Here is a 25,924-nt window from a genome sequence, read left to right on the forward strand (position 1 = left end):
GCCCGTCTGAAGGAATGGCGCGCCGTCGCAACCCGATACGAAAAGACCGCCACCTCGTTCCTCGCTATCCTTCACCTCGCAGCCGCCGCAGATTGGATCAAGATCTAACAGGGCCTAGCTCCGAGGATAATCTGCGATCCAAAGGCCTTTTTACAACTTGCCGTCATCGCCTGACGTCTGCTTTCGTTTGAGACCGTCGCCACAAAATCATCCGACAATTCAACAACGAAAGAGGTCGGGACCCTCAGTCCGAGCATTCTAGCGAACTTGGCTCCCAGCAGTTCCCTAGCCAAATCTGCCGTGCCGTTGTCACAGGAGGCGCTACATTTCATAATAAGATCAACTGGCTGCCCAGTACACCTATCTATAGCTTCTATCCGACATGGCTGTGTCCGTCCTGTTGAGACCTCGCTATAATATGTTATGGCTGCAGCTTCTCTCAACACGTAAATTCTACCCTAAGCGCTGATTCCGCTTCGAAAAAGAAACGATGTGAACGCCTAGCCATGCCCTACACTTGGTCATACGTCTAGATGTGTCTCGACGTATCAGACCCGCACTTCTAAGCACATCATCGGCCACATCGGCAGGGATTACCGCAACCCGCTTCCTCCAGTCGCCCATCGTCTGCCGGCGTTTCTCGAACAGATCGCCACAGCGATAGGTAGCCCCCTTGTCCCCGATCGCATGGGCTGGGGCCAATTGGCCACCTCGCGCGGATAGTCGGTTTCCTCGGCCGCCCAGTTCCGGAAGGTCGAGCGGGGAGGCCATGAACCGTGACGGCCTTTATCCAAGCCGCCAGGTGCAGAGCGTTGGACAGCGCCACATCAGATAATGGCTTGCCTGCCCACTGCCGGGGCGGCCACCGCCAGGCCAGCGAACCGCACGGCCTTGGCTCCGATCCCGTCCTACTTCCTCAACGCCGCTATCACTCCACCGATATCCTCCCGGTCTACCGCTAGATGGTCTCGACCTTCGCCACAGCAGAGGGTTACGGCAAGCTAGCAGCAACGTGGCCCTTCCATCGGACAGGATTCTCCCCAGCCCGCAAGCCATGGGTCCGCGCACAGTCAAGAATGCGCTCCATTTGGCCGCACGCGACTGGTCGTCTCCGTCTTGGTCGCTCATATGGGGCGGAGCACTACCAGCACCAAATCCGTCGCTGTCCACCGCCAGCGTAACTCCACAAACCGGCAAGGCATGCAACTTGAGTGATGCCAGCCAGATGGAGCCCCTTAATCCCGAGGCGTTTCGATACCCCCCTGCCGGTCCTGCGACGCGTCGCCGCTGGGCGGCGCATGCTTCAGCCGCTTCGTCGCGTCCTCGTGCGACAACGGCACCATCTTGCAACCGGTCTTGGTGGGACACGGAGCCCGAGGCGTCGGCGAAACCTGGTCGCGCTTCAGTTGTGGCCAGTCCGGCAGCTTTTCCGAAGGCGGCACCTTCTTGTCTTTCTGCAGATAGCCACCGCTGGAGGGCGGCTCCAGGGCCGATGGCGAACGGGGCGCCGCGGGCGGAGTGCCCGCATCCTGAGCCGATGCCGAGGCCACTGGAGCCGCCGCTATGATCGCCAGCGCAATCCATGCGGCCGCAAGAGACTGTTTGCAAACCTGCCCTGCTGGCCCTCCTACCGGGCAGCCCCTCGCCGAGCGCGCCTCATGGCAGCGATCTGGAAAATTATGCATGGCATACCCCTCCATTGCATGAGCCAAGGTAGCACGACCGCCGCCACGAGGTTCCGAACACCACGCCGTCAGCAGCCGCACGCCACAGGCGAATGGATGAAACAGCCACCCTGGTGGCTCTACGAAAAAATGCCGTCATTACAAGAAACAAAATAGGACACCCTCCAGCCCCGTAACACGGCGCCCCACCGGAAACCCGACCGCGGAAGAATTTTGTCCGATCCGCAACCCTATAGGCACAGCCGCGTAGGATCAGACATGCCTCCCGACGGGGGAGCGCCACGGATGGCGCTCTCGAGGCGGTCCCGGCGGATGAAACCTCCCCGCCCACGACCGACCGGCAGCCCACGAGCACCGCCCACCCAGCCAAGAAAACGCAGGCGTGAAGACGGTCTCCCCGGGCACAAACCGGCGATCGCGCGGATAAATCCGCCGAGGCTCCGCGTTCCCCTTGAAACGGAAAGGAAGTCATCATGCCAATCCAGGAAAAGCCCCTGTCCGACGCGTTCTATGAGACGCTGAAAGACATTTATTTCGCCGAAAAGCAGATCCTGAAGGCCCTCAAGAGGTCGGTCCGCGCCGCCCACGCGCCGGACCTCAAGGAAGCGTTCGAAACGCACGCCGCGGAAACCGCCCATCATGTCGAGCGACTGAACGAGGTGTTCGGCCTGATCGGCAAGGCGCCGCGCTCCAAGACCTGTGAAGCGACACAGGGCATTCTGGCCGAAATGGAAGAGGATCTCGAAGATTTCGGCTCGACCGAAGCGGCGGACGCGGTGCTGATCGGGTGCGCCCAGTCCATCGAACATTATGAAATCTCCCGGTACGGCACGCTGAAGGCATGGGCCGCCACCCTCGGCCTTACCCAGGCCGAAAAACTTCTCGGCGAAACACTGGAAGAAGAGAAGCGGACCGACGCCCTCCTCACCGAAATCGCCGAACGTGAGAGCAATCCGGAGGCCATGCTCCAGGCAAGCTGACCCTCCTTCGGGCGCCCCTCGGGAAAACCGGGGGGCGCCCTATCGCCCGCCATCGCCTGGCGCTGTCGGCACCGACACCATCACGGGCGGAGATATGCCCGCACCAGCCGCCCATCACGACCAGGCAGCCAGAATCTCGTCAGCAGCCGCGGTTTCGACCTGCTGCCCATACCGCGTATGATAGACGCGCGGCGACGCATCATGCGCGGAATCCGAAGAACTACAGAGCACATCAATCGCAATGACAACACGGTAGCGACGGTCGATCGCCCCCAGCATGGTAGCCAACACGCAGATATCGGTCTCACCACCCGTGATGACCAGCGTATCCGTTCCCCGCCGGACAAGCCGCGATTGCAGATCCGTCCTCATCCAGGGCGAATAGACATGCTTGTCCACCATTTCCGCCGGCGGCACGAAACAGCGCAATTCCGGCACCCGCTCCACCATGCCCACCCCAATCCGCTCCAGCATCATCGAGGCCCAGTACCGATAATAACGGCGCCACGTCCCCCCCTCACCCTGATGGCTGGCAGGGATGAAGCGCGTAAAGATCGTTCTCTCCGGCGCGTGGGCGGCGATCCGCTCCACCGTCGGGCACACACGCTTCATCCACGGCATGTACCAAGTCGGTCTCTTCCGCAAACAGGCGCTGCATGTCGACGCACAGATGCATGCAGTTCGCCCCGAGGGCACCATAGCGGAGATCGTCAGGCATGCAGCTCCCTATCCTCTCTCCTCGGGCCTGTCAGTCATGCGTGATGGGAAGCGCACGCGCCATGCGCAGGTGCTCCGTCAGCGTGGGCAGCGCATGCGTGGCAAAGTCCCGCAGCGCCTGGTCCTCCTTGCCCTCGCTGTAGCGCGTGAAGAGCGACACGGCATCCTCATGCGCCGCGATCTGCTCGGTGCGGTACTGCCGATCGAAGCCAAGCCCTTTGAGGTTGCGCAGTTGGTTCAGCTTCGTCTCATGCGACTGGTCCAGCACGGCAGGCGGTGCCGCAATGCCGGCGCGTCCGGCAATGGCCTCCTTGAGCTGCGCCGTCGTCGCCTGATGGTCCTTCAGCATCCGGTCGGCAAAAGCCTTCACGGAGGCATCCATACTGCGCTCCTGCGCCAGTTTGGCAGACTGGATCTCGAACATGTCGCTCAACGCCACAGTCCGCACAAAATCGTCGGTCGAGGGGCTGACCCCCAGCAGCGAATTGACGCCGGACCGTTCGCCAACCGATTGCGCTTGCACGGGGCCAGCGCCCGCCAGCAAGACAAGTACCGCCGCGCCGGTCGCGGTCAGGGCGGTACGATATGTCATGAACATGACGATTTCCTTCGGCTGAATGATTGGGTTTCCTGCTCTGATTCGCAGCAGGACACAGACAGGTGCGCCACGGCACACTTCTGTCGCTGGTGAGCGCCAGAACAACACGGCGTCACGCAGGATCAAAAAGTCTTTAACGATGAATAAGTTTTTTAAATATGCCTACACCTGTTTGTGAGAACGCACCGTGAGGAGTTTCGGCACCCGGGCGCAGGAAACGCGCGTCCGATCGCCGCCAGCATGCGCTTGCGGACAGGCACTCAGCCAATCCCCTTGCCACCCGTGACGCCATAGACCTCGCCATTGATAAAGCTCGCTTCCTCAGATGCCAGCAATACATAGACCGGAGCCAGCTCCACCGGCTGCGCCGGCCGCCCGAAATCGCTGTCCTTTCCGAATTCCTCGACTTTTTCCTCCGGCTGACCGCCGCTCGGCTGCAAGGCGGTCCATACGGGCCCCGGTGCCACGACGTTCGCGCGCACCCCCTTCTTGATCAGCTGCTTTGCCAGCGCCTTGGTATAGGCCACGATGCCGGCCTTGGTCGTCGCATAATCCAGCAGAATCTCCGACGGCCGATAGGCCTGGATCGAGGCCGTAGTGATGACCGATGCCCCAGGCGCCAGATACGGCACAGCCGCCCGCGTAATCCAGTACAGCGCATAAAGATTCGTCTTCATCGTGCGGTCGAAATCCTCGCTGGACAAATCCTCCAGCGTCTCGCGAAACTGCTGCCGCCCGGCATTGACGACCAGGATATCCAGGCCGCCCAGCGCCGTTACGGCCATGTCCACCAGTTCATGGCACCATGTCTCATCACGGATGTCGCCGGGCAGCGCCACGCCCCGCCGGCCTTCCGCCAGGATCAGCGCAATGACGTCCCGCGCATCCGCTTCCTCCTCCGGCAGGTAAGCAATGGCCACATCCGCACCCTCGCGAGCAAAGGCAATCGCAGCGGCACGGCCTATACCTGAATCCCCGCCGGTCACCAGTGCCTTCCGGCCTTCCAGCCTGCCCGAACCGCGATAGCTGCTTTCTCCATGGTCGGGCACCGGCACCATTTTCCCCACCAGGCCCGGCGCAGGCTGCGGTTGCCTGGGAAAGGGCGGGGCCGGATATTGCACACGCGGATCCTGCATCCCTGAACGCGTCTCCATGAACATTCCTTTCATATCAAACGACAAAAAGGAAACGCACCACAAAATGCCGGCACCCGACTGACGCCTGCCAGCCGGGTGCCCCAAGGACGCTCATCGGTTAGATAAAGTTGCAGGCAATTTCATCATGATCCGTCGCGCGCCCATCACGGCCGCGCATGCCGCCACGCTGCCGCCGCCTCACGAACCCTTGTGGGACGCCTGGCCACCCTTGCGGCCCGCCTCTGCTGCCCGCTCGGGATCATCGGCGAAATTCCCCGCCTTATGCCCGGCGCCACCGCTGGCATGCCCGGCACTCCCGCCATGACTATGCTGGCCGCCCTTGCGCCCTGCCTCGGCCGCCCGTTCGGGATCGTCGGCAAAATTGCCCCCCTTATGTTCGGCACCACCGCTGCCATGCGCGGCAGTCCCGCCATGGCTATGCTGGCCTCCCTTGCGGCCAGCCTCGGCCGCCCGTTCATGATCCTGCGCAAAATTGCCCGGATTATGCCCGGCACCCCCGCCCCCACGGCTATCCGCCGCATGCACGAGAGACGAATGATATTTTTCAAGTAAGATCATGGAATTCTCCTGTTTTTTCGAAAATCGAACCGAGCATCACACCGCAGCCTCACGGACCTGCCCGGCTCCTGCCCCTGCAATACACCCGTTGGGATAAATTTATAAAATTTTCTTTTCTAGAAAGGATATTTTCAAACGCATATGAAATGAACTAGCTGATTGATGTGACAGGAAGATTCCCCTCGAAACCACCAGTCACCCACTCGTGAACTCCACGCACAACACACTGAGACCGCAAAAGGAATTTCTATATTCCTCGTTCATTTCATAATTTTTTCCATTCCTCCGCTTGGGCAGGCAGTCCGGCCGTCGTCACCCCCCATTCCCTGACGCAACACGGGCCTTGCCATTTCCACGCACACACGAACCGCCCAGCATGAAGAAGACGGAACGGGGCTACGCCCCTCCAGGCCCCACACAACGAGCCCGGGCAGGCCCGAAAGGCCGTCGCGATGAAAGCCGCAACCCGCAGCGACTGGCCGCGTTGCACGCACCGGCCGCCCGAGGCCGGCGCGTGGCCATTCTTCTGTCCGGCGCGAGAAGGTTGCCTGCCATGACGTCCGAACTCTGGGCCCTGCTCTGGTCCGCCATCCTCTGCCTGGCGCTGCCCGTGTTCTACGGGTCCCTCTATTCCCGCCAGATCGGACAGGCCGGCGTGATCGGCAACCGCGAAGGCGTCCCCGAACCAACGGGGGCGGCAGGACGGGGCCTGCGGGCGCACCGCAACCTGGTGGAAAACCTGCTCCCCTTCGCCATTGTCGTGCTGGTCGCGCGCGCCGCCGGCATCTCCAACAGCATGACCGTGCTGGGCGCATGGCTGTTCCTGGGGGCGCGGGTGGTCCATGCCGCGAGCTACATCGCCGGCATTACCGGCATCCGCACGCTGGCATGGCTGGTGGGCGCGGCCGGAATCGTGCTGATCATCGTACAGATCTTCTGACCGGCACCGCGCCCGATTCAGCGTTTCAGAAGGTTGGTCTTGGCCAGATCGAGAATCTTATCCCCCCGGCCGCTCATGATCGCACGGAGAACATACAGACTGAACCCCTTCACCTGCTCGGCCTTGAGCGTAGGCGGCAGCGAAAGCTCCTGGGTCGCGGTCACCACATCCAGCAGCGCCGGCCCGTCATGGGCCAGGATTTCGGCCACAGCCCCCGGCAGGTCACCCGGGTCCTCGACGCGCAGGGCATGGATGCCCATCGCCCGCGCCATCGCCGCGAAATCCGGATTCTTCAGATCGACGCCGACATCGACAAAGCCCGCAGCCTTCATTTCCAGCGCGACGAAACCCAGCACGCCATTGTTGAAGATCACGATCTTCACCGCCAGGTCCTGCTGCGTCAGCGTGATCAGGTCGCCCATCAGCATGGTAAAGCCCCCATCGCCCGAAAGCGACACCACCTGCCGCCCCGACTGCGCGGCCTGGATGCCGATCGCATGCGGCATGGCGTTGGCCATGGAACCATGACCCGATCAGCCGGCGCCTGCCATTCATCTTCAGGTAGCGGGCGGCCCAGATGGTGGGCGTGCCGACATCCGCGGTAAAGACCGCGTCCTCCGCCGCCGCCTCACTGACCAGCTTCGCCAGATATTGGGGGTGGATCGGCCTGCGCCCGGGCGTGCCGGTCGCCAGATCATCCAGCCCTTCCCGGGCCTTGGCATAATGGTTCAGGCTGTTGTCCAGATGCGTCCGATCCGCCTTCACCGTCACTTTCGGCAGCAAGGCGGCGATCGTCGCCCTCACATCGCCGACCAGCCCCAGATCCAGCTTGCAGCGCCGCCCCAGATTCTGCGCCCGGATATCGACCTGCGCGATCCGGGCCTCGGCGGGCAGGAACTGCTTGTAGGGAAAATCGGTCCCCAGCATCAGCAGCACGTCGCACGCATTCATGGCGGCATAGCCGGACGAAAACCCGATAAAGCCCGTCATCCCCACATCGTAGGGATTGTCATATTCCACCCATTCCTTGCCACCCAGCGCATGCACGATCGGGCTCTTGAGTGCCTCCGCCAGTTGCAGCAGCAGCCCATGGGCCCCCGCGCAGCCCCGGCCACAGAACAGGGTGACGCGCCCGGCACCGTTCAGCAGTTCCGCCAGCGCGACCAGTTCGGCTTCCGCCGGCCGCACCAGCGGCACCGGCGGCAACAGCCCCCGGCGCGCCGCATGGGTCCCAGGCGGCGCCGGACGCAGCGCGACATCCCCGGGAATGACCACCACAGCCACGCCGCGCAGCCCTACGGCGGCCCGAATGGCATTTTCCAGCACATAGGGCAGTTGGGACGGATCGGAGACAAGCTCGCAATAATGGCTGCATTCGCGAAACAGGTTCTGCGGATGCGTCTCCTGGAAATAGCCGCCGCCGATTTCCCCCGACGGAATATGCGCAGCAATCGCCAGCACCGGCGTCCGGCTGCGATGGGCATCGAACAGACCGTTGATCAGGTGCAGATTACCCGGCCCGCACGACCCCGCGCAGACGGCCAGCTGATTCGTGATCTGCGCGTCTCCCGCCGCCGCAAAGGCCGCGACCTCCTCATGGCGCACATGCACCCACTCGATGGCCGGCCGAACCCGCAGCGCCTCCGTCAGGGCGTTCAGGCTGTCGCCCACAACGCCGAACATGCGTTTCACACCCGCTTCAACAAGCGTATCCGCGATCAGGTCGGCAACGGTGCTGACAGGCATCCACTCTCTCCCGATATGTCATGGAATCGACAGCCGCCTGAATGGACGGGTCGGCCTGGCGCGCGCGCAGCCCTCCGTCGAGGCGATCGGCATGGACGGCCGGCCCACCCCGACCACCTTGGCGTGAATCGCTACGAGCGGGCGTCCCGAAAGTTCCCCTCTCCCGCCGATGCCCGCCAGGCAGGCATGCCAAGACCCTTTCAGGACGGAGACTTCGCCCTGCCGTGCCGGGGCTTCTTCTTCCCCGCCGGCTCGAACATCGCCCGGCAGCGCGGCGAAAGCTGGTCGACCTTCTTCTTCATGCAGGCCGTTACCTTGTCTTCGTCGGGAATGGCGAAGGTGCAGAGCTTGATCGCATCACCCCGGCAGGCGGCACTCTGCTCCTCGCGAGACGCGGCATGCGCCGTGCTCACGCAGAGCACGGCGAGGGCAAACAAGACGAATGCGGACATTCTCAAGGCGACTTCTCCCCAACGGCAGAGGATCAACGAACGGCCGCCTCGGACGTGCGGGTGAGCGCGGCATACCCGCCTACAATCCCGCAAGCGTGGGGCCGTTAACGCATTCAACGGCCGAAAGTTTTGCCCCGTCGGCCCAGGCGTCCGACGGGCGCAGTTTCCAGACGTAAGCCGGCCGCTGCCCCCAATCCGACATGGCAGCGAAAAAACCGCCGCCATCAGCCCCCATCGGCGAGCAATGCCCGCCGCCTGTCCGCGCAACAGCCCGTCCGATGCCATTTATATGTTTCCAAACGTAACCATCTGTGTTTTACACCCGCGAATGACACCGATTCGCAATATCGCCCGCACGCTGGGTCGCTCTGCCCAGGCCTCCCTTCTCGTCGCTTCCGGTAGCGCAGCAATCGGCCTCAGCGGTGCGCACGCAGCATCCGCATCCGCAGATCTCCCCACCCCCGCCGGTCAGCCACCCGCACCCGTTCCGCCACAAGAACGTCAGCGAAAGGCGCGGAAAGCAAAGGACACTGAAAAGCCAGATGCGCCCGCCCCGGAAATCCTGCGCGTGGTCGGAGAGCGCAACTCATACGCCACCCCCGACAGCGGCATGGGCGACAAAAGGCCTACGGCCTTCCTGCAGCAGACGCAGACCACCCACGTCATCACGCACCAGACCCTCGCCGATTTCGCACCACAGACGATGGAGGACATGGCGAAATACGTCCCCGGCGTCGCCATCGGCAACAATTTCGGCGGCACGCAGGACGCGCTGATCAAACGCGGCTTCGGCGCCATCGACGATGGCTCCATCCTGCGCGACGGTATCCGCATGCCCATCGGCCGCAACTATCAGGGCGCCACCACCGAACGGGTCGAAATTCTCAAAGGTCCCGCCTCGCTGTTTTACGGCATGCAGGAGCCCGGCGGCGTCATCAACGTCATCACGAAGGCCCCGAACCACAATCATTGGGACGGGGAGTTCGGCACGCAATGGAGCTCCCTCGGGGGCGGCAACGGCCATGTCGACGTCTCCGGCCCAGCCACGCGCGACATCGCATTCCGCGTGATCGGCGAATATCGCAACGAGAATTACTGGCGCAATTTCGGCGCCAACCGCCAGACCCTCGTCTCCCCCTCACTGGACTGGAAACATGGACGATGGGACGCATCCGCCTCCTACGAATTCGTCCAGTACGACAATGTTCTCGATCGCGGCGCCGTCTTCGTCGGCAACAACCCCATCTCCGGCCCACAGAAGCGCCTCGACGAGCCCTGGACCGCCTCCTTCGGCAACCGTCACCTCCTCGCGTCGCAGATCAATTTCCGCATGACGCCCCATGACCGTTTCCGCCTTTCCGGCGGCTACAACAATGACGACTACCACGATCGCCAGGCCGACCCGTCCAGCTACAACCCCGTCACCGGCATTCTCATGCGTTGCTACCGCTCCAATGGCGGCACCATTCGCGCCAATGGCGACATAGCGTTCGACTACATCGCCACCCATGAATTATGGGGCATGCGCCACGAGATCACAGCCGGCGTCGATTACGAAAACCGACGCCAGGACCAGGGCCTGTTCTACCAGTCCGCCAATGTCGGGGGCTTCCTGCCGTCCGACCCGGTCTACGGCCAGCTTCAACCGGTCGGCACCCCCAACAGCAGCAGCAGCAACCTGCAGCAGGATATCGACAGCGTCTCGGGCTACGTGAAGGATAATATCCACCTCACGCGGCAGATCACCGTCAGCGGCGGCGTCCGCTACCAGTGGTTCCACATCCGCTACGGCAGTGGCATCCCCTTCGACCTGACGACGAACGCCGGCTACACCAAGCCCCTGCCCTTCGCCGCGATCGTCTGGCAGCCCCTCAAGACGGTCTCGTTCTACGGCGACTACTCGCAGTCGTTCGGGGCCAATCTGCTCTCGGCCGGCACCGTGCTGCAGGGCGGCTACAAACCCACGACGGGGCGCGAGTTCGAGGTCGGCGCCCGCTACGACAATGGATGGCTCACCAGCGATCTCGCGCTGTACAATATCCACAAGAAGAATGTCCTCCAAAGCGCCGGGCTCGATGAAAACGGAAACAATATCCAGCGCCTGACCGGCCTTGCAGGGTCGAAGGGGCTCGAATTCAGCCTGACCGGAAATCTGTCCCGGCACTGGAGCACGATCCTCTCCTACGCCTGGACCGACGCCCGCACCCTGCGCGACACGCCCGAGGACCAGGGAAAGCAGCTCATCGGCGTACCCAGGAACTCCGGCAGCCTCTATGCGACCTGGCACGGAACGCTTCCCTGGCAGGATATCGCGATGCGGGCAGGCGGCGGCGTGCACCTGGTGGGAACGCGCTCCGCCACCCTCACCAACAGCTATCAGGTGCCCGGCTACGGCACGGTCGACGCGTTCGCATCCTGGAGCCTCCCCCATGTTCTGGGCCGGCGCCTCAGCCTCCAGGTGAATGCCATCAACCTGCTCAACCAGGGCTATATCATAGCCCCTACCGGTTCCGCCTACCGCAACAGCTGGGGGCAGGGCCGCACGGTCAATGTCGCCACCAGGATCGTGTTCTGAAATCCTCGCCGGCCATCTGCCACGGATGAACGGTCTATTCCCGGCGCCGGAACCGCGTGGAGAGGATGATCGCCGATGTCGTCCGCTCCACCCCGTCCAGCATGCCGATCCGGTCGATGACCCGGTTGATGGTCTCGGTCGAGCCCGCGCCGACAATGGCGATCATGTCCACCATGCCGCTGACGGCATGCAGCTCGCGGATTTCCCGGATCGGGCGCAGCGCCGCCTCGACCGAAGCCGCCTGGCGCGGCGTGACCGTGATCATGACATGCGCCCGCACGGCATCGGCATCATGGGCAGGGATGACGGTCGTATAACCCGCGATCAGCCCGGCCCGCTCCATCCGCTCGATCCGGCTCTGCACCGTCGTGCGCGACAGGCCGACACGGCGGGCCAGCGCGACGGTGGAGATCCGCGCATTGCCCTCCAGCAGGGCCAGCAGGGCCTTGTCCGTCTCATCAGGTTGCATAATGCCGATTATATCCGACATTCTGCCGAAAGAAAGCGCCGATCGCGCGTCACTCCGCCCATTGTGTCCGGCCGCGTTCCTTCGTTCCATCTCCGTATCGCATAGGAATCAGGAACGATGGGCATGAAGAAGATACTGGTTGCCGGCGCCGGCAAGATCGGCTCCACGATCGCGGACTTCCTCGATGCGACTGGCGAATACGCCGTCACGCTGATCGACCGGGACCAGCAGGGCCTGGACCGCGCCGATGTCGGCCCCCAGGTCCGCCGCCTCCAGGCCGACATCGCGCAGCCCGGCGCCCTGGCCCCGCTGATGGAGGGCCATTACGCCGTCCTCTCCGCAGCCCCCTACCATCTCACGACCGCGATCGCCGCCGCCGCCGCCTCGGCGGGCATTCATTACCTGGACCTGACCGAGGACGTAGCCAGCACCCGTGCGGTCCGCGAGCTGGCGGCCGGCGCGTCCTCCGCCTTCATCCCGCAATGCGGCCTGGCCCCCGGCTTCGTGTCCATCGTGGCTCATGACATCGCCCGGCGCTTCGACCGCCTGGACACGATCCACCTGCGGGTCGGCGCCCTGCCGGAATTCCCCTCCAACGCGCTGGGCTACAACCTCACCTGGAGCACCGACGGCGTCATCAACGAATATATCGAGCCCTGCGAGGCGATCGTGGACGGCCAGCGGCGCATGGTGCCGGCGCTGGAAGGGCTGGAAACGATGGGCGTCGACGGCGTGACCTACGAGGCCTTCAACACCTCGGGCGGCCTCGGCTCGCTGTGCGAGACCTATGCCGGGGCGGTGCGCGAACTCAACTACCGCACCATCCGCTATCCCGGTCACGCCCAGGCGATGAAGATGCTGCTGCGCGACCTGCGGCTGGCGGACCGGCGCGACCTGTTCAAGGATATTCTCGAATACGCCCTGCCGGTCACGCAGCAGGACATCGTGCTGGTCTTCGTCACCGTGTCAGGCTGGCGCGACGGCCGGCTGACGCAGGAAAGCTTCGTCCGCCGCATCTACGGCGAGACGGTCAACGGCCGCCCCCGCACCGCCATCCAGATCACCACCGCCGGCGCGATTTGCGCGGTGCTGGACCTGCTGAAGGACGGCCACCTCCCCGCCCGGGGCATCATCCGCCAGGAGGATATCGCGCTCGGCGCCTTCCTCGAAAACCGCTTCGGGCGCGTCTATCAGGGCCGCCGCCCCAGCGCCTGACCGCCCGACGGGGCATGCGCCCATTGCGTGGCGCAAGGAAAGGCCCCGCTGAATGTGATCTGGTTCCCCCACGCCCACACGCCTACACAATAAGGCGTCAGGCGGCCCTGCCGGAGGCCATCTCCGGCGGGCGCCCGCACTGAGTCTCTTCCAGGTCGATCTTGGAGCGTGTGTCATGACCAATCCAGTATGGATGGCTGGTATGGCGCCTATGGAAGCCAACCCGGCAAAGCCGGCAACCCGACAGCAGACTTCGAAAGCAACGTCCCCCCACCATCGGGCCCGGCTCATCGGGGCCGGACTGCTCATCCTGGCAGGATTGGCGCCGTCCCTGGTACCCCTGCATTCCGCCTGGGCCCAGGCCCGCGGCCCCCAGTCCGAAGAGATCACGGCCGAGGGCCAGGGCATGGGCGATGAAGAGGTCCAGCGGATACCCGTTACCTTTTACCGGGCCGATCTGGCGACCGCCCCGGGAGCCCGGGACCTTGTGGCCCGGATAGACCGCGCGGCCCTGACGGTCTGCGGCGACAGTACCGCCATCGGTTCGGAACTCCGCCGTGCGATCGAACGCTCGGACTGCCGGCGCGACGCCCTGATGCGTGCGGTCAGGGATGTGAATGATATCAACGTGAATGACGCCGCAAGCCAGTACGACCTGGAGGAATAGCGTGATCCCACCGCTCCCGGAGGCGCGGCCATGCCTGTGCCGTGATCCGGGAGCCCCGGGATCTTCCCTCTATCGCGCCCCTGCCGGAACGGTACCGCGCACGGGCGCACGGCCGATGCCCAGCGCCATCAGCGCCGCCAGCACGCCCGCGCAGCCGGCCAGCACCAGCATGTCCCGATAGCTGCCCTGGGCCTGGCGCAGCAGCCCGGCCAGCGACGCGGCACAGGCCGCGCCGATCTGGTGCCCGAACACCACCCAGCCGAACACCATGGGCGCCGCACGCTCGCCGAACGCCACATTGGCCAGGCGCAGCGTCGGCGGCACGGTCGCGATCCAGTCCAGCCCGTAGAAGATGCCGAACACCGTCAGACTGCCCGGCGAGAAATCGCAGAACGGCAACGCCACCAGCGAGAGGCCACGCAGCCCGTAATAGGAAAACAGCAGCCAGCGCGCATCCATCCGGTCGGTCAGCCAGCCCGACAGCGTGGTGCCGAACAGGTCGCACAGCCCCATCATGGCCAGATACCCCGCCGCCGGCACCTCACCGATCCCATGATCGGCACAGATGGCGATGAAATGCGTGCCGATCAGCCCATTGGTGGTAAACCCGCACACGAAAAACGTCAGGAACAGAAACCAGAAATCGCGTTTCCGCACCGCATCGCACAACGCCCCCACCGCCATGTGCAGCGGGTTGCGGTCGGGCGGCGGGGGCGGCACATAATCCGGCGGCGCCCCATGCGGCAGAAGCCCGAGCCGCTCGGGATGTTCGGGCAGGAACAGCGCCACCAGCGGCACCAGAACCAGGCAGGCGATGGTCACCGCCAGCACCGGCGCGCGCCAGCCATGGTCATGGGCCAGCGCCGCCAGGGCCGGCAGGAAGAACAGCGATCCGGTGGCCGTGCTGGCCGCCAGCAGCCCCATGACGGTGCCGCGCCGGGCCACGAACCAGCGATTCACCACCGTCGCCCCCAGCACCATCGCCACGGCCCCGGTCCCCAGCCCGGTCAGCATCCCCCAGGTGACGAAGAACTGCCAAGGCTGCGTCATGAACAGGGACAGGAAACTGGCCCCGCCGATCAGCAGCAGCGCGCCGACCAGCGTGCGGCGTATCCCCACCGCCTGCATCAGCGCCGCCGAAAACGGGCCGACAAAACCATAGAGGAAGATGCCGAACGCCGCGGTGGCGGAAATCCCGGCCCGGCTCCAGCCCAGATCCATCTGCAACGGCATCATCAGCACGCCCGGCGTGGCACGCACCCCCGCCGACACCAGAAGCGACAGAAAGGTCAGCCCCACCACCCCCACGAACGCGTAGGCGGGCCGGGAAACCTTGCGGGAAACAGGGAGCGGGCTCATATGACTGACCGGTCAGTTCAAGATCGCGCCACGTTACGTACCGATCGGTAACATCGTCAAGCGGATTTCCCCATGCGCTCCTCCCCCGCCCCGCGCCCTCCCCGACGCCCGACGGCGGCCGACAGGCTCCGCCAGTCGGCCCGCGACCTGTTCTACCGCCAGGGCATCCGCGCCGTGGGGGTGGAGGAGATCGTGCAGAATGCGGGCGTGACCAAGCCGTCGCTCTATCGCGCCTTCGCCTCCAAGGACGGGCTGGCCACGGCCTTCCTCGCCGACTACCAGCAATGTTTCTGGGACCGGATCGCCCTCGTCCGCGCCGAACACCCCGACGACGCCCGCGCCCAGCTCCTGGCCTATTTCGACGGGCTGGCCGAACGTTCCGCCGCCGCCGACTATCGCGGCTGCGCGCTGACCAACGCTATCCTCGAATATCCCGACCGCGCGCACCCGGTGCGGCAGGAAGCAGCCCGCCTCAAGCATCAGGTGCGGGACTGGCTGGTCGACCGCGCCCAGCAGATGGGGGCGACCAATCCGGAACAGCTTGCCGACGGCCTGATCCTGCTGATGGAAGGCGCCTATGTCGTGGGCCAGGCCTTCCCGCCGCCGGGGCCGGCCGCGCGGGTGGGCGCATGCGCGCGCCTGCTGATCGACGCCCAGTGCGGGCCGGGCTGAGAACCTGTTTGGAAATGCGCGCTGGTGGCGATCCGACGCGCGTTTCCTGTGCTTCGGTGCTCACTTCCATCAAGGCCGCTCCGCTCCGATGCTCGGAAACACACGCCGGGCGCGGCCCGCCGCCTATCGGCGGCTCAGGTCACAAAGCGCGTCGATCTTGTCCGCCAGGGCGGCAATCCCCTGACGCAGGCTGTCGGGCATCTGCGGAACAGATTGCACGCGCCTGTTCAACTGCTCCACATCCGACTGGATTTCGGCCAGAAGCAGGCTGGCTTCCGAATCGATGCCATTTTCATCACGACGCCGCATGCCCGACACCCTTTTCTGACCGGATAACGCCATCCTGTGACCGACTATGGCTGAAAGCAGCGCATGGCGATACTCAAGCCCCCGCGCCATCCCACAATCGAAACGTCTTCAACCTCCCTTATGGGCCGAGAGATCGACATCCACGCCGACCGCCAGCGCAACCCACTGGCCACTCGCCCACGGCCCCTGCCCGACATTGAAGGCGGAACGAACCAGGTCCAGATGCCCCCTGGCATGCGCCGTATCACCGCTGATCTCCAGCGTGAACGGCAACGTTTCCGGCCGGCTGACACCATGGATCGTCAGCCGACCGATGGCCTGATAGCCATTGCCTCCCGTCGCCACAAAGCGCGTGGCCTCGAAAGTAGCGGTGGGAAAGGCCGCGACATCGAACCAGTCGCGGCCGGGCATCGCCCCGTCGCGCTGCCGGTCGCCGGTCGCGGCACTGGCGATGTCGATGGTGATCAGGGCATGGCCCGCCTCGGGATGCGCCGGATCGAACGAGATCGTGCCGCCGAATTTGCCGAAATGCCCGCTGAACGGGCTGCCGGTCTGCATGCCGGAGAAGCCGACCGTGCTGTGGGCGGCATCGATCGTCCACTCGGCCGCCAGCGAGGGCCGCGCGAGGAACAGAGTGGCCGCGACGGCCGCGAAGGCCGTCCTGTTGAAAAAAGACATCGGATTACTCTCCCTGGCGCAGGGTACGGCGGCCGAAGGCCGGCAGCATCTGCCGCAGGACATTGTCGTGCAGAATAATATGATGACGCAGAGCAGCCGCCACATGCAACATGATCAGCGCCAGCAGGCTCCAGGCCGCCCAATGATGAACGATCTTCAGCACCGCCTCGGCCGGCGCCTTGTCGACCAGCGTGGACAGGACCGGCAGGTCGGGCCACGGCACGACGGAAAACAGCACGGTCGGAATGCCCAGCACCGAAGCCGAGACCAGCGCCCAGCCACTGAGCGGCAACAGAAGCTGCAATCCATACAGCGCGGCATGGGTCAGATGCGCCGCCCGCCGCTCTACCGGCTTCATGCTCTCCGGCAGGCCTGGCGCCGCATGCGCCAGGCGCCAGCCCACACGCAGCACGATCAGGAACATGATGGTGATGCCGATGGATTTATGAAGCTGGTAGAGCTGGAAGACCCGCATCGGGGCAAGCGGCAGATGGTCCATCACCAGCCCCATCGCGATCAGGACCAGGATGCCCAGCGCGATCGCCCAATGCAGGACGATCGCGACGGCCGTATACCGCGTGGCCCCGCCGCCTTCACGCGCGGCTATGGCCATGACGGTCAGTCCTTCTTTTCGAAGGCGCCGGCAATGCGCAGCGTGACCTCATCGCTGACATAAGGCACATACTTGCTCACGCCGAAATCGCTGCGCTTGACGGTGCCGGTGGCCTCGAAACCGGTGGTGTATTTCTTGTCGAGCGGGTTCACGCCGGCGCCGATGAAATGCACCTTCAGCGTCTCGGGCTTCGTCACGCCATGGATCGTCAGGTTCCCCGCGACGACGGCATCACTCTTGCCGGTCAGTTTCACGCTGGTCGAGACAAAGGTGGCGTTGGGGAATTTCTCGACGTCGAACCACTCGGCACCTTTCAGCTCGCCATTCAGCACGTCACTGGTGGTCTGCACCGAGGCCACGGGGATCGTGACCGACAGGCTGGACGCCGCCGGCGTCTTCGCATTCAGCTCCAACGTGCCCGACACGTTGGAAAACACACCCGCATAGTTGGTGAAGCCGAAATGCAGGACCGAGAACCCGACCTGCGTATGGCTGGGCTCGACCGCATAATGGCCCGACTGAACCTCGGCCGGGCTGCCCGCCGCCTGGGCGGCAAGGGGCAGGCTGGCGGCAATGGCCAAGGCCGTGAAAAGCGAATAGGCGCTGCGCTTCATGGGAAACTACTCCGAAATCAGGACAAATGCACACCGAACACCCGGACCACCAGGCCCGAACCGTTCCGCTGCATCCAGACATAGCGGAGGTCCTGAAATACAATAACAAAAATGACGGAAACGGATCGTTTCCATTTTCGCACCCGGCTATGCTGCCCCCATGACCGACAGCACACCCCCCGCCCCCCTCCTGCCCCGCGTCGGCTGCGGCGCCGCCATCATCGAGGACGGCAAACTCCTGCTGGTCCTCCGCCGAAAGGACCCGGAAGCCCAGCATTGGGGCCTCCCCGGCGGCAAGCTCGACCTCTACGAGACCGTCGCCGACGCCACCATCCGCGAAATCGCCGAAGAACTCGGCATCACCATCACCCTCACCAGCCTGCTCTGCATCGTCGACCAGATCGACCGCCCCCGCGCCAGCCACTGGGTCGCCCCCGTCTTCCGCGCCACCATCCAGACCGGCACCCCCACCATCCAGGAACCCCACGCCCTCGCCGACTGGGGCTGGTTCCCCCTCACAGCCCTGCCCACTCCGCTGACCGAGGCAACACGACAGGCGCTGGTGGCGCTGGGGACGGGTGCGTCCTGAGGCTCCCAGAGCGGACCTCGCCTTCAAGGTGGATTGCTCATCATCTTGTCTCAAAGAGCTTACGGACGTCAGAAAGTTTGCTTGGAAAGGCGCTGAAACGCCGTGCGAAAACATCACATCGAATTCTGCGCTTTACTTAAATGACCGATGGTCATAATTTGTGACCATCGGTCACAAAGGGAACTTTCATGTCGAACGGTAAACTAGCGCTTGTCACGGGTGCTTCGAGCGGCTTGGGAATCGCGTTAGCCGAGGATTTAGCTCGACGAGGCTATAATCTTGTGCTCACCGCGCGGTCGGAGCAACCCATGCAGGAGCTGGCGGAACGTCTGCGCTCCGCACGAAATATCGATGTTGTCGTTGAGGTATCGGACTTGTCGGTGGCGGGTGGAGCCGCTCAGTTGATTTCCAACTTAGACGCGCGAGGTCTAGCGCCCGACACGCTCGTTGCGAATGCGGCTTTTGGTATCAATGAAGCTTTCGCCTCGCACGATCCAACCCGTCTCGTCGCCATGCTCCAGCTCAACGTGATTTCCCTAACTGAACTCGCGCAAGTCTATGCTTCCCGCATGAAAGCCGCCGGGCGGGGACATATCATGTTAGTCGCAAGCATCGCTGCCTTTCAGCCGACGCCCATTATTGCGGCTTACGGGGCAACAAAGGCCTTTGTCCTTTCGCTGGGTGAAGCGATGCACGTGGAGTTGGCGCCGCAGGTCGGCGTGACTGTGCTCTGCCCCGGATTCATGGAGACAGGCTTTGGTGCGGTCGCGGGATTTCACCCAAGCGACGCAGTCCGTCGTATCGCGCTTGCACCGGCGACGGTCGCGCGCATAGGCGTTGACGCGATGCTGAGCGGAAAGCCGAGCGTCGTAGCTGGGGGCGCCAACAAGATCATGGTTTTGGCCACGAGGTTGATCCCACGTGTCGTGGCCGCCCGTATCGCATACAAGATGGGCGACAGCAGTGGACACGCGACATGACGCTAAGAGCCTACGACAAGACGGCAAAGGAAGAGCGACGAAGCACAATCATTCAGACGGCACGTCATCTTTTTGAAAAACAGGACGGTCGCCTTCCATCCGTCGCACAGATTGCAGAGGCGGCATCGCTCGGCAAGGGTACGATCTATATTTACTACCGGACGAAGGAAGAGATCTTCGCTGCACTTCTGCGCGAGAGCTGGGCGCCCGCGCTGCGAATTGTAGAAGAGGAGATGACGGCACGGTCCAGGCCGAAAGCACAAAGCATTCAGTCTTTTGTTACCCGATTTGTCGAGTATGTTGAGGCCAATCCTAGATTGCTCCGACTGGATGCATTGAGCAAAGAAGTGCTTGAGCGCAATATGAGTCCGGAGGCCTTGATCGCGCATAAGCGCGCGTTCTTGGAAAGTTTGGATCGCGTTAGCCGCGATCTGGAAGCGGCGTTTGGGCTGGAGCGAGGTCGAGGATTCCAGTTGCTGACACGTTGTCATGCCCTGACAAGGGGATTATGGCAATCATTCGGAGATCCGGTGCAAGGCTGTGCCACGGCCGAGTTTCCACATCCAAATTTTGGCACAGAGCTGAAAGAGGCGTTACAGGAATATTGGCGTGGAGCACTCAGCAAGGAGTGGCTGATGTCCGATGAAATGCCAACGGGATGATAGCTATCTGCTCTACCTTTCTGGACACTGTTAATTTACCCTCGGCCCGTCCACGCTGTAGGTCCAATGTCTGCTAATCTATTTTTTGGCCGACAAGCGGACCTTCTGGATTCCCCGCCATAACTGCCTCTACTATCTTCCCCATGCAAACGGTCGGGGCATTCCACCCCGACCCACCCCATCAACCAATATCGAACGTCACCCCCTGCGCCAGCGGCAGGGTGCGGCCATAATTGATCGCATTCGTCTGCCGCCGCATATAGGCGCGCCACGCGTCCGATCCGGATTCCCGGCCACCACCGGTTTCCTTCTCCCCGCCAAAGGCCCCGCCGATTTCCGCACCGGACGGCCCCATATTGACGTTCGCAATCCCGCAATCCGAACCCGCGCCCGACAGGAACTGCTCGATCTCGCGCAGATCGTTGCCGAAGATGGAGGAGGACAACCCCTGCGGTACGTCGTTCTGCAACGCAATCGCCTCATCCAGCGCGCGGTATTTCAGAACATACAGGATCGGCGCAAAAGTTTCCTCACGCACCGGCCCCACCTGCCCCGGCATTTCCACCAGCGCTGGGCGGGCATAGAACGACCCGTCCCCGTTCACGTCGACCCGCTCGCCACCATGCACAATGCCGCCATGGGCCTTGGCATCGCTCAGGCTGGCCTGCATCGCCTCGAACGACGCCCCGTCGATCAGCGGCCCCACCAGCGCGTCACTATCGATCGGGCTGCCAACCGAAATCCGCTGATAAACCTGCGCCAGACGCGGCACCAGCGCGTCATAAACATCTTCATGCACGATCAACCGGCGCAGCGTGGTGCAGCGCTGCCCGGCGGTGCCCATCGCCCCGAACGCCACCGCGCGCAACGTCAGTTCCAGATCGGCCGACGGCGTGACGATCGAGGCATTATTCCCGCCCAGCTCCAGGATCGACTTGCCAAAGCGCCGCGCCACGCGCTCGCCGACAATGCGTCCCATGCGCGTCGAACCCGTCGCCGAAACCACCGGCACCCGCGCATCGTCCACCAGAAGCTCGCCAATTTCCCGCCCGCCGATCAGCAGCGTGCCGAGATTCGCCGGCGCGTCATCGCCAAATCGCGCCACCGCCCGGTCGAACAGCGCCTGCACCGCCAGCGCGGTCAACGGCGTCTTCTCCGACGGCTTCCACACCACCGGGTCGCCACAGACGAACGCCAGCGCCGCATTCCACGACCACACCGCCACCGGGAAATTGAACGCCGAGATCACGCCAACCACACCCGCCGGATGCCACTGCTCCGTCAGCCGGTGATCGGGCCGCTCCGACTGGATCGTCAGGCCGTACAACTGGCGCGACAGCCCCACCGCGAAATCGCAGATATCGATCATCTCCTGGACCTCGCCCAGGCCCTCGGACACGACCTTGCCCACCTCCAGCGTCACCAGCCGGCCCAGCGGCTCCTTGCTGGCGCGCAGTTCCTCGCCCAGCAGGCGCACCAGCTCACCCCGGCGCGGCGCGGGCACCCGGCGCCACGCCGTGAAGGCCTCCGCCGCCGCGCCGATCGTACGGCGCGCATCTTCCGGCGTGCTCTCGACCACCCGCGCAATCTCCTCGCCAGTCACCGGCGAGCGCACGGCCAGCGTGCCGCCCGTAAACCGCGCGGCCGGCACGCCCAGGCGCACAAGCAGGTCATGCACTTCGGAAGCTATCAGGTTTGTCATCGTCTCTCTGCTTTCTCGCTTCATCGTCTGGTTTTCTGTTCTTTTTTGAAAAAAAGAACAGAAAAACTTTTGATTCGTTCAGGAATTTTGTGCTGGGGACACGCGATGACCCAAAACGGATAAAAGTCTTTTTGCTTCTTTTTCTTCAGAAAAAGAAGAAACCTCCCCTACAACCTTGCACCAACCAGATGCGCGGCGGCCGAGCCATACTCATACACCGCCTCCCGCACCCGCCGGGCACGCGCCGGCACCACATCGCTCACCGGCAACGGCAATTCGGCCTCGGATACCACACCGCGCACGAAATCGGCCAGCATGCGGCCGAACACGGTGCCGGGTGCAATACCCCGCCCATTATAACCACTGATGGAAACGACATTCTCCGCCAGCCGGTGCAGGCGCGGCAGGTCGTCAACCGTCATGCCGATGCTGCCGAACCATTCGCTCTCGAACCCGATCCCCGCCAACTGGGGATAGATCCGTGCCAGCGCCCGCGCCGCCCATTGCCGATGCACGGACAGGCCCGCCCCCCGCAACGCCCCCACGCTGCCGATCACCAGCCGCCCCGCCCGATCGAGCCGGAAAGAGGTCAGCACCTCCTTCGTGTCCCACGCCCCCTGTTTCTGAGGCAGGACAGAGCCCAGTTGCGCCGCATCCAGCTTCACGGTGGCAATGTTGAAATAAGGCAGATGAATCAGCTCCGCCCGGATCTCGGGCCACAACGCGCCGGCACGCACGGTCGTATAGGCGTTGGTCGCCACGATCACCTTCGCCGCACGCACGCTCCCCGCCTCGGTCCATAACCGCCAGCGTCCACCCTCCTGCCGGGCGGAGACAACCGGGCTCGCCGTATGAATCCGCGCCCCCGCCGCCAGCGCCGCCCCCGCCAGCCCACGCGCATAGGCCAGCGGCTGGATGGTGCCGGCCCGCGCATCCAGCAACGCCCCGGCATACACGCCACTGCCCACCTTCTCACGCGTTTCCTCGGGGTCCAGCAGCCGGACCGGCGCGCCCAGGCGCCCCCACTGGCGCTCGCGCTCCTTCAGGCTGGCCAGCCCCGCTTGGCCAACCCCGCAATGCAGCGTGCCATGATGCTCGGCCTCACAGGCAATGCCATGCCGCCCGACCAGATCGAACACCATTGACGGCGCATCGCCCAGCAACCGGAGGATGCGCGGGCCATGGACCGGCCCCAGCCCGTCGATCACATCCTTCGGCATGACCCATAATCCGGCATTGACCAGCCCGACATTCCGCCCGGACCCGCCGAACCCGATCTCCACCGCCTCCAGCACCACCACCGAAACCCCGGCCGCAGCCAGATGCAGCGCGGCCGACAGGCCGGTATAACCCGCACCGACAATCACCACATCGGCATCGATATCCCCAGCCAGCGCCACGGTGGCGGGCGCGGGCGGGGCAGACAGTTCCCACAATCCATGGCTGCGCGGATCGTTTCTCATTGCCGTGCTCTTTTCCTTGCGGGTGGCCTCACCGGCCTTCAATCACGCGGCAGCCGCATCACGCAGGCGCTGCCGGACATCGGCGATGAATCGTTCCTGAAGCGCCGCGTACAGCACGCACTCATCCAGCACCTCGGCCTCCAGGGCGGCCTCGAACCCCGCACGGTCGGCACTGGCGGCATAATCCGCCCCACCCAAACCACCCAGATTGGAGCGAAAGATCCCGGCCGCGCTCACCGGCAGAAAATCCTCGTACGTAATCGGCGTGGCTACAACCACCCCCAACCGCACCAGATCCCAGATCGGCGCCTCGGCCGACAGGCCGGGCGGCAGCGACGCACCATCCGTCAGGTCGTAGCGGAAATAGGCCAGTTCCTGCCCGCGCAGTTCGTCCTCGGTATCGGGAAACTGCGCAAAGGCCCGTTCCAGCCGCGCCCCATACGGCACATCCTCCGGCCCGTCGTCACGCGCCACGCGCAGCAGGCGGTCATACAGCGCCCGCCCTTTCGGGGTCAGCGCCATGCCACGCTGCTCGATCTCGCCGAACCGGGCGGTATGGCACCCGTCCTCGCCCGCATCGCCCGCCCCGAGAAACAGGATCGGCTCCTCCAGCGCGGCGAAACTGGTCTGGCGCAGCAGGATCGGACACGCCCGGCGGGGCGGCCCTTCGATCACGTCCTTGGCCTGCATGCCGTAGAGCGGCATCTCGGCCTGCGCCGCATCGATATCCAGCGTGCGCGGCGTCAGATGATTGATATGCGGCCCCTTGAAGCACACCACATCCGCAATCAGCCTATGCGCGTCATGCAGGCGGCGATAGGTGGCGGCACTGACCGTTGCCTCGCGATGCCAGCGGAACGTCTCCAGCGCCTCGCGGACAAACCGGTCCGCCTCCGCGTCCCCAAGCCCACCCTCGGCCTCCCACTGCCCGATCAGCGCCAGCACGCCGGGCGTGAAGATCCGCCGCGCCGCCAGAATGCGCTCGGCCTCGGCGCGCAGGGCCACGTCCGCGATCAGGTCCAGCCGCAGCAGCGAGGTAAAGACACGGAACGGATTGCGCCCCAGCGCCGCCTCATCGACCGGCCGGAAGGCGGTGGAATGCACCGGAATGCCCGCAACCGACAGATCGTAATACCCGACCGGCGCCATGCCCATCACGGCAAACAACCGGCGCATGGTCGCCAGTTCCGCCGCCGTGCCCAGCCGGATCGCACCGTGCCGTTCCACATCCAGCCGCGCCAGCGCGCCGGTTGTCTCCAGCCGGGCCTTCAGGGCCGGGTCGTCCCGCAGAACCCGCGCATTCACCCGCGCGACCAGTTCCGTCAGGGCACCATACTGGGGCACCTCCTGGCGATACATCTCCGACATCGCCCGCGCGAAACGGGCCCGGATCTCATCCGCGCCGATCATCCCGGTCTTGTCCACCACACGTCCCTACCCTGTCGGGCGCCCCTGGCGCGGCCGGCCTGTTATTCCGATTCCATATCATTCGCGACAGCGAGCCGCCTTTCAAACGATAAAGGAAACTGACATCATGCGGATCCGGAATGACCGCGCACTCCGCCCACCATTCCCCCTTCGCATCCACGGGCTGACATGGCGACCCCGCGACGTTTCCTGCCCCCCACCCTGCTCCTGCATTCGTTCGAGGCCGCGGCCCGGCTGGAGAGCTTCACCGCCGCCGCGCGGGAGCTGCACCTGACCCAGAGCGCGATCAGCCGGCACATTCGCGCGCTGGAACAGCAACTGGGCGCCGACCTGTTCGTCCGCGACCGCCAGACGGTGCGCCTGACCCTGGCGGGCGAGGCCTATGCGCGCGAGGTCCGCGAGGCCCTGCGCCATATCGCCACCGCCACCCTGGGCTTTCGCGCCAATCCCACCGGCGGCGCCGTCAATCTGGGCGTGCTGCCCACTTTCGGCAGCCAGTGGCTGGCCCCCCGCCTGCCGGATTTCATGCGCGCCCATCCCGACATCACGATCAACCTGATGTCCCGCCCCCTGCCCTTCGATTTCTCGGGCGACACGCTCCATGCCGCCATCCATTTCGGCGCGGCCGAATGGACGGGCGCGGACATGGATTTCCTGATGTCGGAACAGGTCGTCGCCACCTGCAGCCCCATCCTACAGGCCCGCCACGCCTTCCGCACCCCGGCCGACCTGCTCGGCGCCCCATTGCTGCACCTGGTCTCCCGCCCCGATGCGTGGGAACGATGGTTCGCCGCCCAGGGGGTGGAGGCGCTGAAGGTCCACGGCATGCTGTGCGACCAGTTCACCTTCATCGCACAGGCCGCCGCAGCCGGGGCCGGCGTCGCCCTGCTGCCGCGTTTTCTGGTATCAGACCTGCTGCAGAGCGGCCGCCTGATCGAACTGCCGGGCGGCACGCTCCATAGCGACGGCGCCTACTACCTGGCCTACCCCCCGAACCACGGCAGCTACGGCCCTTTCAAGACCTTCCGCGCCTGGCTGCTGGAAACCGCCGCCCGCGACAACGGAACCGATTGACCCCCTCCCGCCCTACGGGCGA

At 64.4% G+C, this 25,924-nt stretch carries 25 protein-coding genes and 3 pseudogenes; 11 read left to right on the forward strand and 17 right to left on the reverse strand.

Translation table 11 applies throughout. From position 1 onward, the window contains the following. A pseudogene (locus HLH29_RS14330) lies at window positions 1-108 on the forward strand (IS5-like element ISMex42 family transposase); the annotation flags it as partial. A 345-nt stretch (window positions 109-453) separates the two neighbouring features. On the opposite strand, the pseudogene HLH29_RS20060 reads toward HLH29_RS14330, so the two are convergent. Beyond that, window positions 454-1,084: pseudogene (locus HLH29_RS20060) on the reverse strand (hypothetical protein); the annotation flags it as partial. Between the two features lie 1,074 nt (window positions 1,085-2,158). On the opposite strand from HLH29_RS20060, the gene HLH29_RS14335 reads away from it, so the two are divergent. Next, window positions 2,159-2,665, forward strand: coding sequence for a YciE/YciF ferroxidase family protein (locus tag HLH29_RS14335; protein ID WP_182968000.1), 507 nt, complete (start codon window positions 2,159-2,161; stop codon window positions 2,663-2,665). A 114-nt stretch (window positions 2,666-2,779) separates the two neighbouring features. Here the strand turns inward: HLH29_RS14335 and HLH29_RS14340 are convergent, their stop codons facing one another. From HLH29_RS14340 to HLH29_RS14355, 4 genes are all read right to left on the reverse strand, one after another. Beyond that, window positions 2,780-3,286: a cysteine hydrolase family protein gene (locus tag HLH29_RS14340; RefSeq protein WP_246374271.1), complete on the reverse strand. Its 507-nt coding sequence runs from the start codon at window positions 3,284-3,286 to the stop codon at window positions 2,780-2,782. 127 nt (window positions 3,287-3,413) lie between these two features. Beyond that, complete coding sequence (locus tag HLH29_RS14345; RefSeq protein WP_182968002.1) at window positions 3,414-3,974, reverse strand: DUF4142 domain-containing protein; 561 nt, start codon at window positions 3,972-3,974, stop codon at window positions 3,414-3,416. A gap of 266 nt (window positions 3,975-4,240) precedes the next feature. Next, window positions 4,241-5,134, reverse strand: a complete 894-nt coding sequence (locus HLH29_RS14350; protein WP_182968004.1) for an SDR family oxidoreductase — start codon at window positions 5,132-5,134, stop codon at window positions 4,241-4,243. A 180-nt stretch (window positions 5,135-5,314) separates the two neighbouring features. Then, window positions 5,315-5,695 (reverse strand): con-10 family general stress protein, encoded by a 381-nt coding sequence (locus tag HLH29_RS14355; protein ID WP_182968006.1) that lies wholly within the window; start codon window positions 5,693-5,695, stop codon window positions 5,315-5,317. A gap of 553 nt (window positions 5,696-6,248) precedes the next feature. Here HLH29_RS14355 and HLH29_RS14360 point away from each other — a divergent pair. Then, entirely contained in the window at window positions 6,249-6,635 is a 387-nt protein-coding gene (locus tag HLH29_RS14360; protein ID WP_182968008.1) for an MAPEG family protein, read from the forward strand. A 17-nt stretch (window positions 6,636-6,652) separates the two neighbouring features. On the opposite strand, the gene HLH29_RS19690 is transcribed toward HLH29_RS14360, so the two are convergent. The 3 genes and pseudogenes from HLH29_RS19690 to HLH29_RS14370 all read right to left on the reverse strand — a co-directional run bounded on the left by HLH29_RS19690 (window position 6,653) and on the right by HLH29_RS14370 (window position 8,833). Further along, window positions 6,653-7,153 (reverse strand): thiamine pyrophosphate-dependent enzyme, encoded by a 501-nt coding sequence (locus tag HLH29_RS19690; protein ID WP_338030252.1) that lies wholly within the window; start codon window positions 7,151-7,153, stop codon window positions 6,653-6,655. 322 nt (window positions 7,154-7,475) lie between these two features. Continuing rightward, window positions 7,476-8,381 (reverse strand): annotated as a pseudogene (locus HLH29_RS19695) (thiamine pyrophosphate-binding protein); the annotation flags it as partial. A 200-nt stretch (window positions 8,382-8,581) separates the two neighbouring features. After that, complete coding sequence (locus HLH29_RS14370; protein WP_182968010.1) at window positions 8,582-8,833, reverse strand: hypothetical protein; 252 nt, start codon at window positions 8,831-8,833, stop codon at window positions 8,582-8,584. 610 nt (window positions 8,834-9,443) lie between these two features. Here HLH29_RS14370 and HLH29_RS14375 point away from each other — a divergent pair. Next, on the forward strand, window positions 9,444-11,408 hold the full coding sequence (locus tag HLH29_RS14375; protein ID WP_246374273.1) for a TonB-dependent receptor: 1,965 nt from the start codon (window positions 9,444-9,446) through the stop codon (window positions 11,406-11,408). A 34-nt stretch (window positions 11,409-11,442) separates the two neighbouring features. Here HLH29_RS14375 and HLH29_RS14380 read toward each other — a convergent pair whose 3' ends face one another. Further along, entirely contained in the window at window positions 11,443-11,877 is a 435-nt protein-coding gene (locus HLH29_RS14380) for an Lrp/AsnC family transcriptional regulator (protein ID WP_246374274.1), read from the reverse strand. A gap of 123 nt (window positions 11,878-12,000) precedes the next feature. On the opposite strand from HLH29_RS14380, the gene HLH29_RS14385 reads away from it, so the two are divergent. Both HLH29_RS14385 and HLH29_RS14390 read left to right on the forward strand, forming a co-directional pair. Continuing rightward, window positions 12,001-13,092, forward strand: coding sequence for a saccharopine dehydrogenase family protein (locus HLH29_RS14385; RefSeq protein WP_182968016.1), 1,092 nt, complete (start codon window positions 12,001-12,003; stop codon window positions 13,090-13,092). Window positions 13,093-13,294: 202 nt separating this feature from the next. Continuing rightward, entirely contained in the window at window positions 13,295-13,759 is a 465-nt protein-coding gene (locus tag HLH29_RS14390) for a UrcA family protein (protein ID WP_182968018.1), read from the forward strand. 69 nt (window positions 13,760-13,828) lie between these two features. Here HLH29_RS14390 and HLH29_RS14395 read toward each other — a convergent pair whose 3' ends face one another. Next, window positions 13,829-15,118, reverse strand: a complete 1,290-nt coding sequence (locus HLH29_RS14395; RefSeq protein WP_182968020.1) for an MFS transporter — start codon at window positions 15,116-15,118, stop codon at window positions 13,829-13,831. 72 nt (window positions 15,119-15,190) lie between these two features. On the opposite strand from HLH29_RS14395, the gene HLH29_RS14400 reads away from it, so the two are divergent. Continuing rightward, complete coding sequence (locus HLH29_RS14400; protein ID WP_182968022.1) at window positions 15,191-15,790, forward strand: TetR/AcrR family transcriptional regulator; 600 nt, start codon at window positions 15,191-15,193, stop codon at window positions 15,788-15,790. A gap of 123 nt (window positions 15,791-15,913) precedes the next feature. On the opposite strand, the gene HLH29_RS14405 is transcribed toward HLH29_RS14400, so the two are convergent. The 4 genes from HLH29_RS14405 to HLH29_RS14420 all read right to left on the reverse strand — a co-directional run bounded on the left by HLH29_RS14405 (window position 15,914) and on the right by HLH29_RS14420 (window position 18,004). Then, a complete protein-coding gene (locus HLH29_RS14405; protein WP_182968024.1) occupies window positions 15,914-16,099 on the reverse strand; it encodes a hypothetical protein in 186 nt (61 codons plus the stop codon). A 108-nt stretch (window positions 16,100-16,207) separates the two neighbouring features. Then, complete coding sequence (locus HLH29_RS14410; protein WP_182968026.1) at window positions 16,208-16,777, reverse strand: YceI family protein; 570 nt, start codon at window positions 16,775-16,777, stop codon at window positions 16,208-16,210. 4 nt (window positions 16,778-16,781) lie between these two features. Next, window positions 16,782-17,390 (reverse strand): cytochrome b, encoded by a 609-nt coding sequence (locus HLH29_RS14415; protein WP_182968028.1) that lies wholly within the window; start codon window positions 17,388-17,390, stop codon window positions 16,782-16,784. A gap of 5 nt (window positions 17,391-17,395) precedes the next feature. Continuing rightward, a complete protein-coding gene (locus tag HLH29_RS14420) occupies window positions 17,396-18,004 on the reverse strand; it encodes a YceI family protein (RefSeq protein ID WP_182968030.1) in 609 nt (202 codons plus the stop codon). A 160-nt stretch (window positions 18,005-18,164) separates the two neighbouring features. On the opposite strand from HLH29_RS14420, the gene HLH29_RS14425 reads away from it, so the two are divergent. The 3 genes from HLH29_RS14425 (at window position 18,165) to HLH29_RS14435 (ending at window position 20,235) form a co-directional block, all read left to right on the forward strand. After that, entirely contained in the window at window positions 18,165-18,593 is a 429-nt protein-coding gene (locus HLH29_RS14425; protein WP_182968032.1) for an NUDIX hydrolase, read from the forward strand. A 188-nt stretch (window positions 18,594-18,781) separates the two neighbouring features. Continuing rightward, window positions 18,782-19,573, forward strand: a complete 792-nt coding sequence (locus HLH29_RS14430) for an SDR family NAD(P)-dependent oxidoreductase (protein WP_182968034.1) — start codon at window positions 18,782-18,784, stop codon at window positions 19,571-19,573. Further along, complete coding sequence (locus HLH29_RS14435) at window positions 19,570-20,235, forward strand: TetR family transcriptional regulator (protein ID WP_182968036.1); 666 nt, start codon at window positions 19,570-19,572, stop codon at window positions 20,233-20,235. Before HLH29_RS14430 ends, HLH29_RS14435 begins: the two co-directional genes overlap by 4 nt. 181 nt (window positions 20,236-20,416) lie before the next feature. Here HLH29_RS14435 and amaB read toward each other — a convergent pair whose 3' ends face one another. From amaB to hglS, 3 genes are all read right to left on the reverse strand, one after another. Continuing rightward, window positions 20,417-21,937, reverse strand: coding sequence for an L-piperidine-6-carboxylate dehydrogenase (gene amaB, locus HLH29_RS14440; RefSeq protein ID WP_182968038.1), 1,521 nt, complete (start codon window positions 21,935-21,937; stop codon window positions 20,417-20,419). 167 nt (window positions 21,938-22,104) lie between these two features. Beyond that, on the reverse strand, window positions 22,105-23,400 hold the full coding sequence (locus tag HLH29_RS14445; RefSeq protein ID WP_182968040.1) for an NAD(P)/FAD-dependent oxidoreductase: 1,296 nt from the start codon (window positions 23,398-23,400) through the stop codon (window positions 22,105-22,107). Window positions 23,401-23,442: 42 nt separating this feature from the next. After that, window positions 23,443-24,825: a 2-oxoadipate dioxygenase/decarboxylase HglS gene (hglS, locus tag HLH29_RS14450; RefSeq protein WP_338030253.1), complete on the reverse strand. Its 1,383-nt coding sequence runs from the start codon at window positions 24,823-24,825 to the stop codon at window positions 23,443-23,445. 171 nt (window positions 24,826-24,996) lie between these two features. Here hglS and HLH29_RS14455 point away from each other — a divergent pair, with 171 nt between their 5' ends. Further along, complete coding sequence (locus HLH29_RS14455; RefSeq protein ID WP_182968042.1) at window positions 24,997-25,902, forward strand: LysR family transcriptional regulator; 906 nt, start codon at window positions 24,997-24,999, stop codon at window positions 25,900-25,902. Window positions 25,903-25,924: the final 22 nt, after the last annotated feature.

Origin of the sequence: Gluconacetobacter tumulicola (assembly GCF_014174215.1) — a bacterium.
Classification (GTDB): domain Bacteria; phylum Pseudomonadota; class Alphaproteobacteria; order Acetobacterales; family Acetobacteraceae; genus Gluconacetobacter; species Gluconacetobacter tumulicola.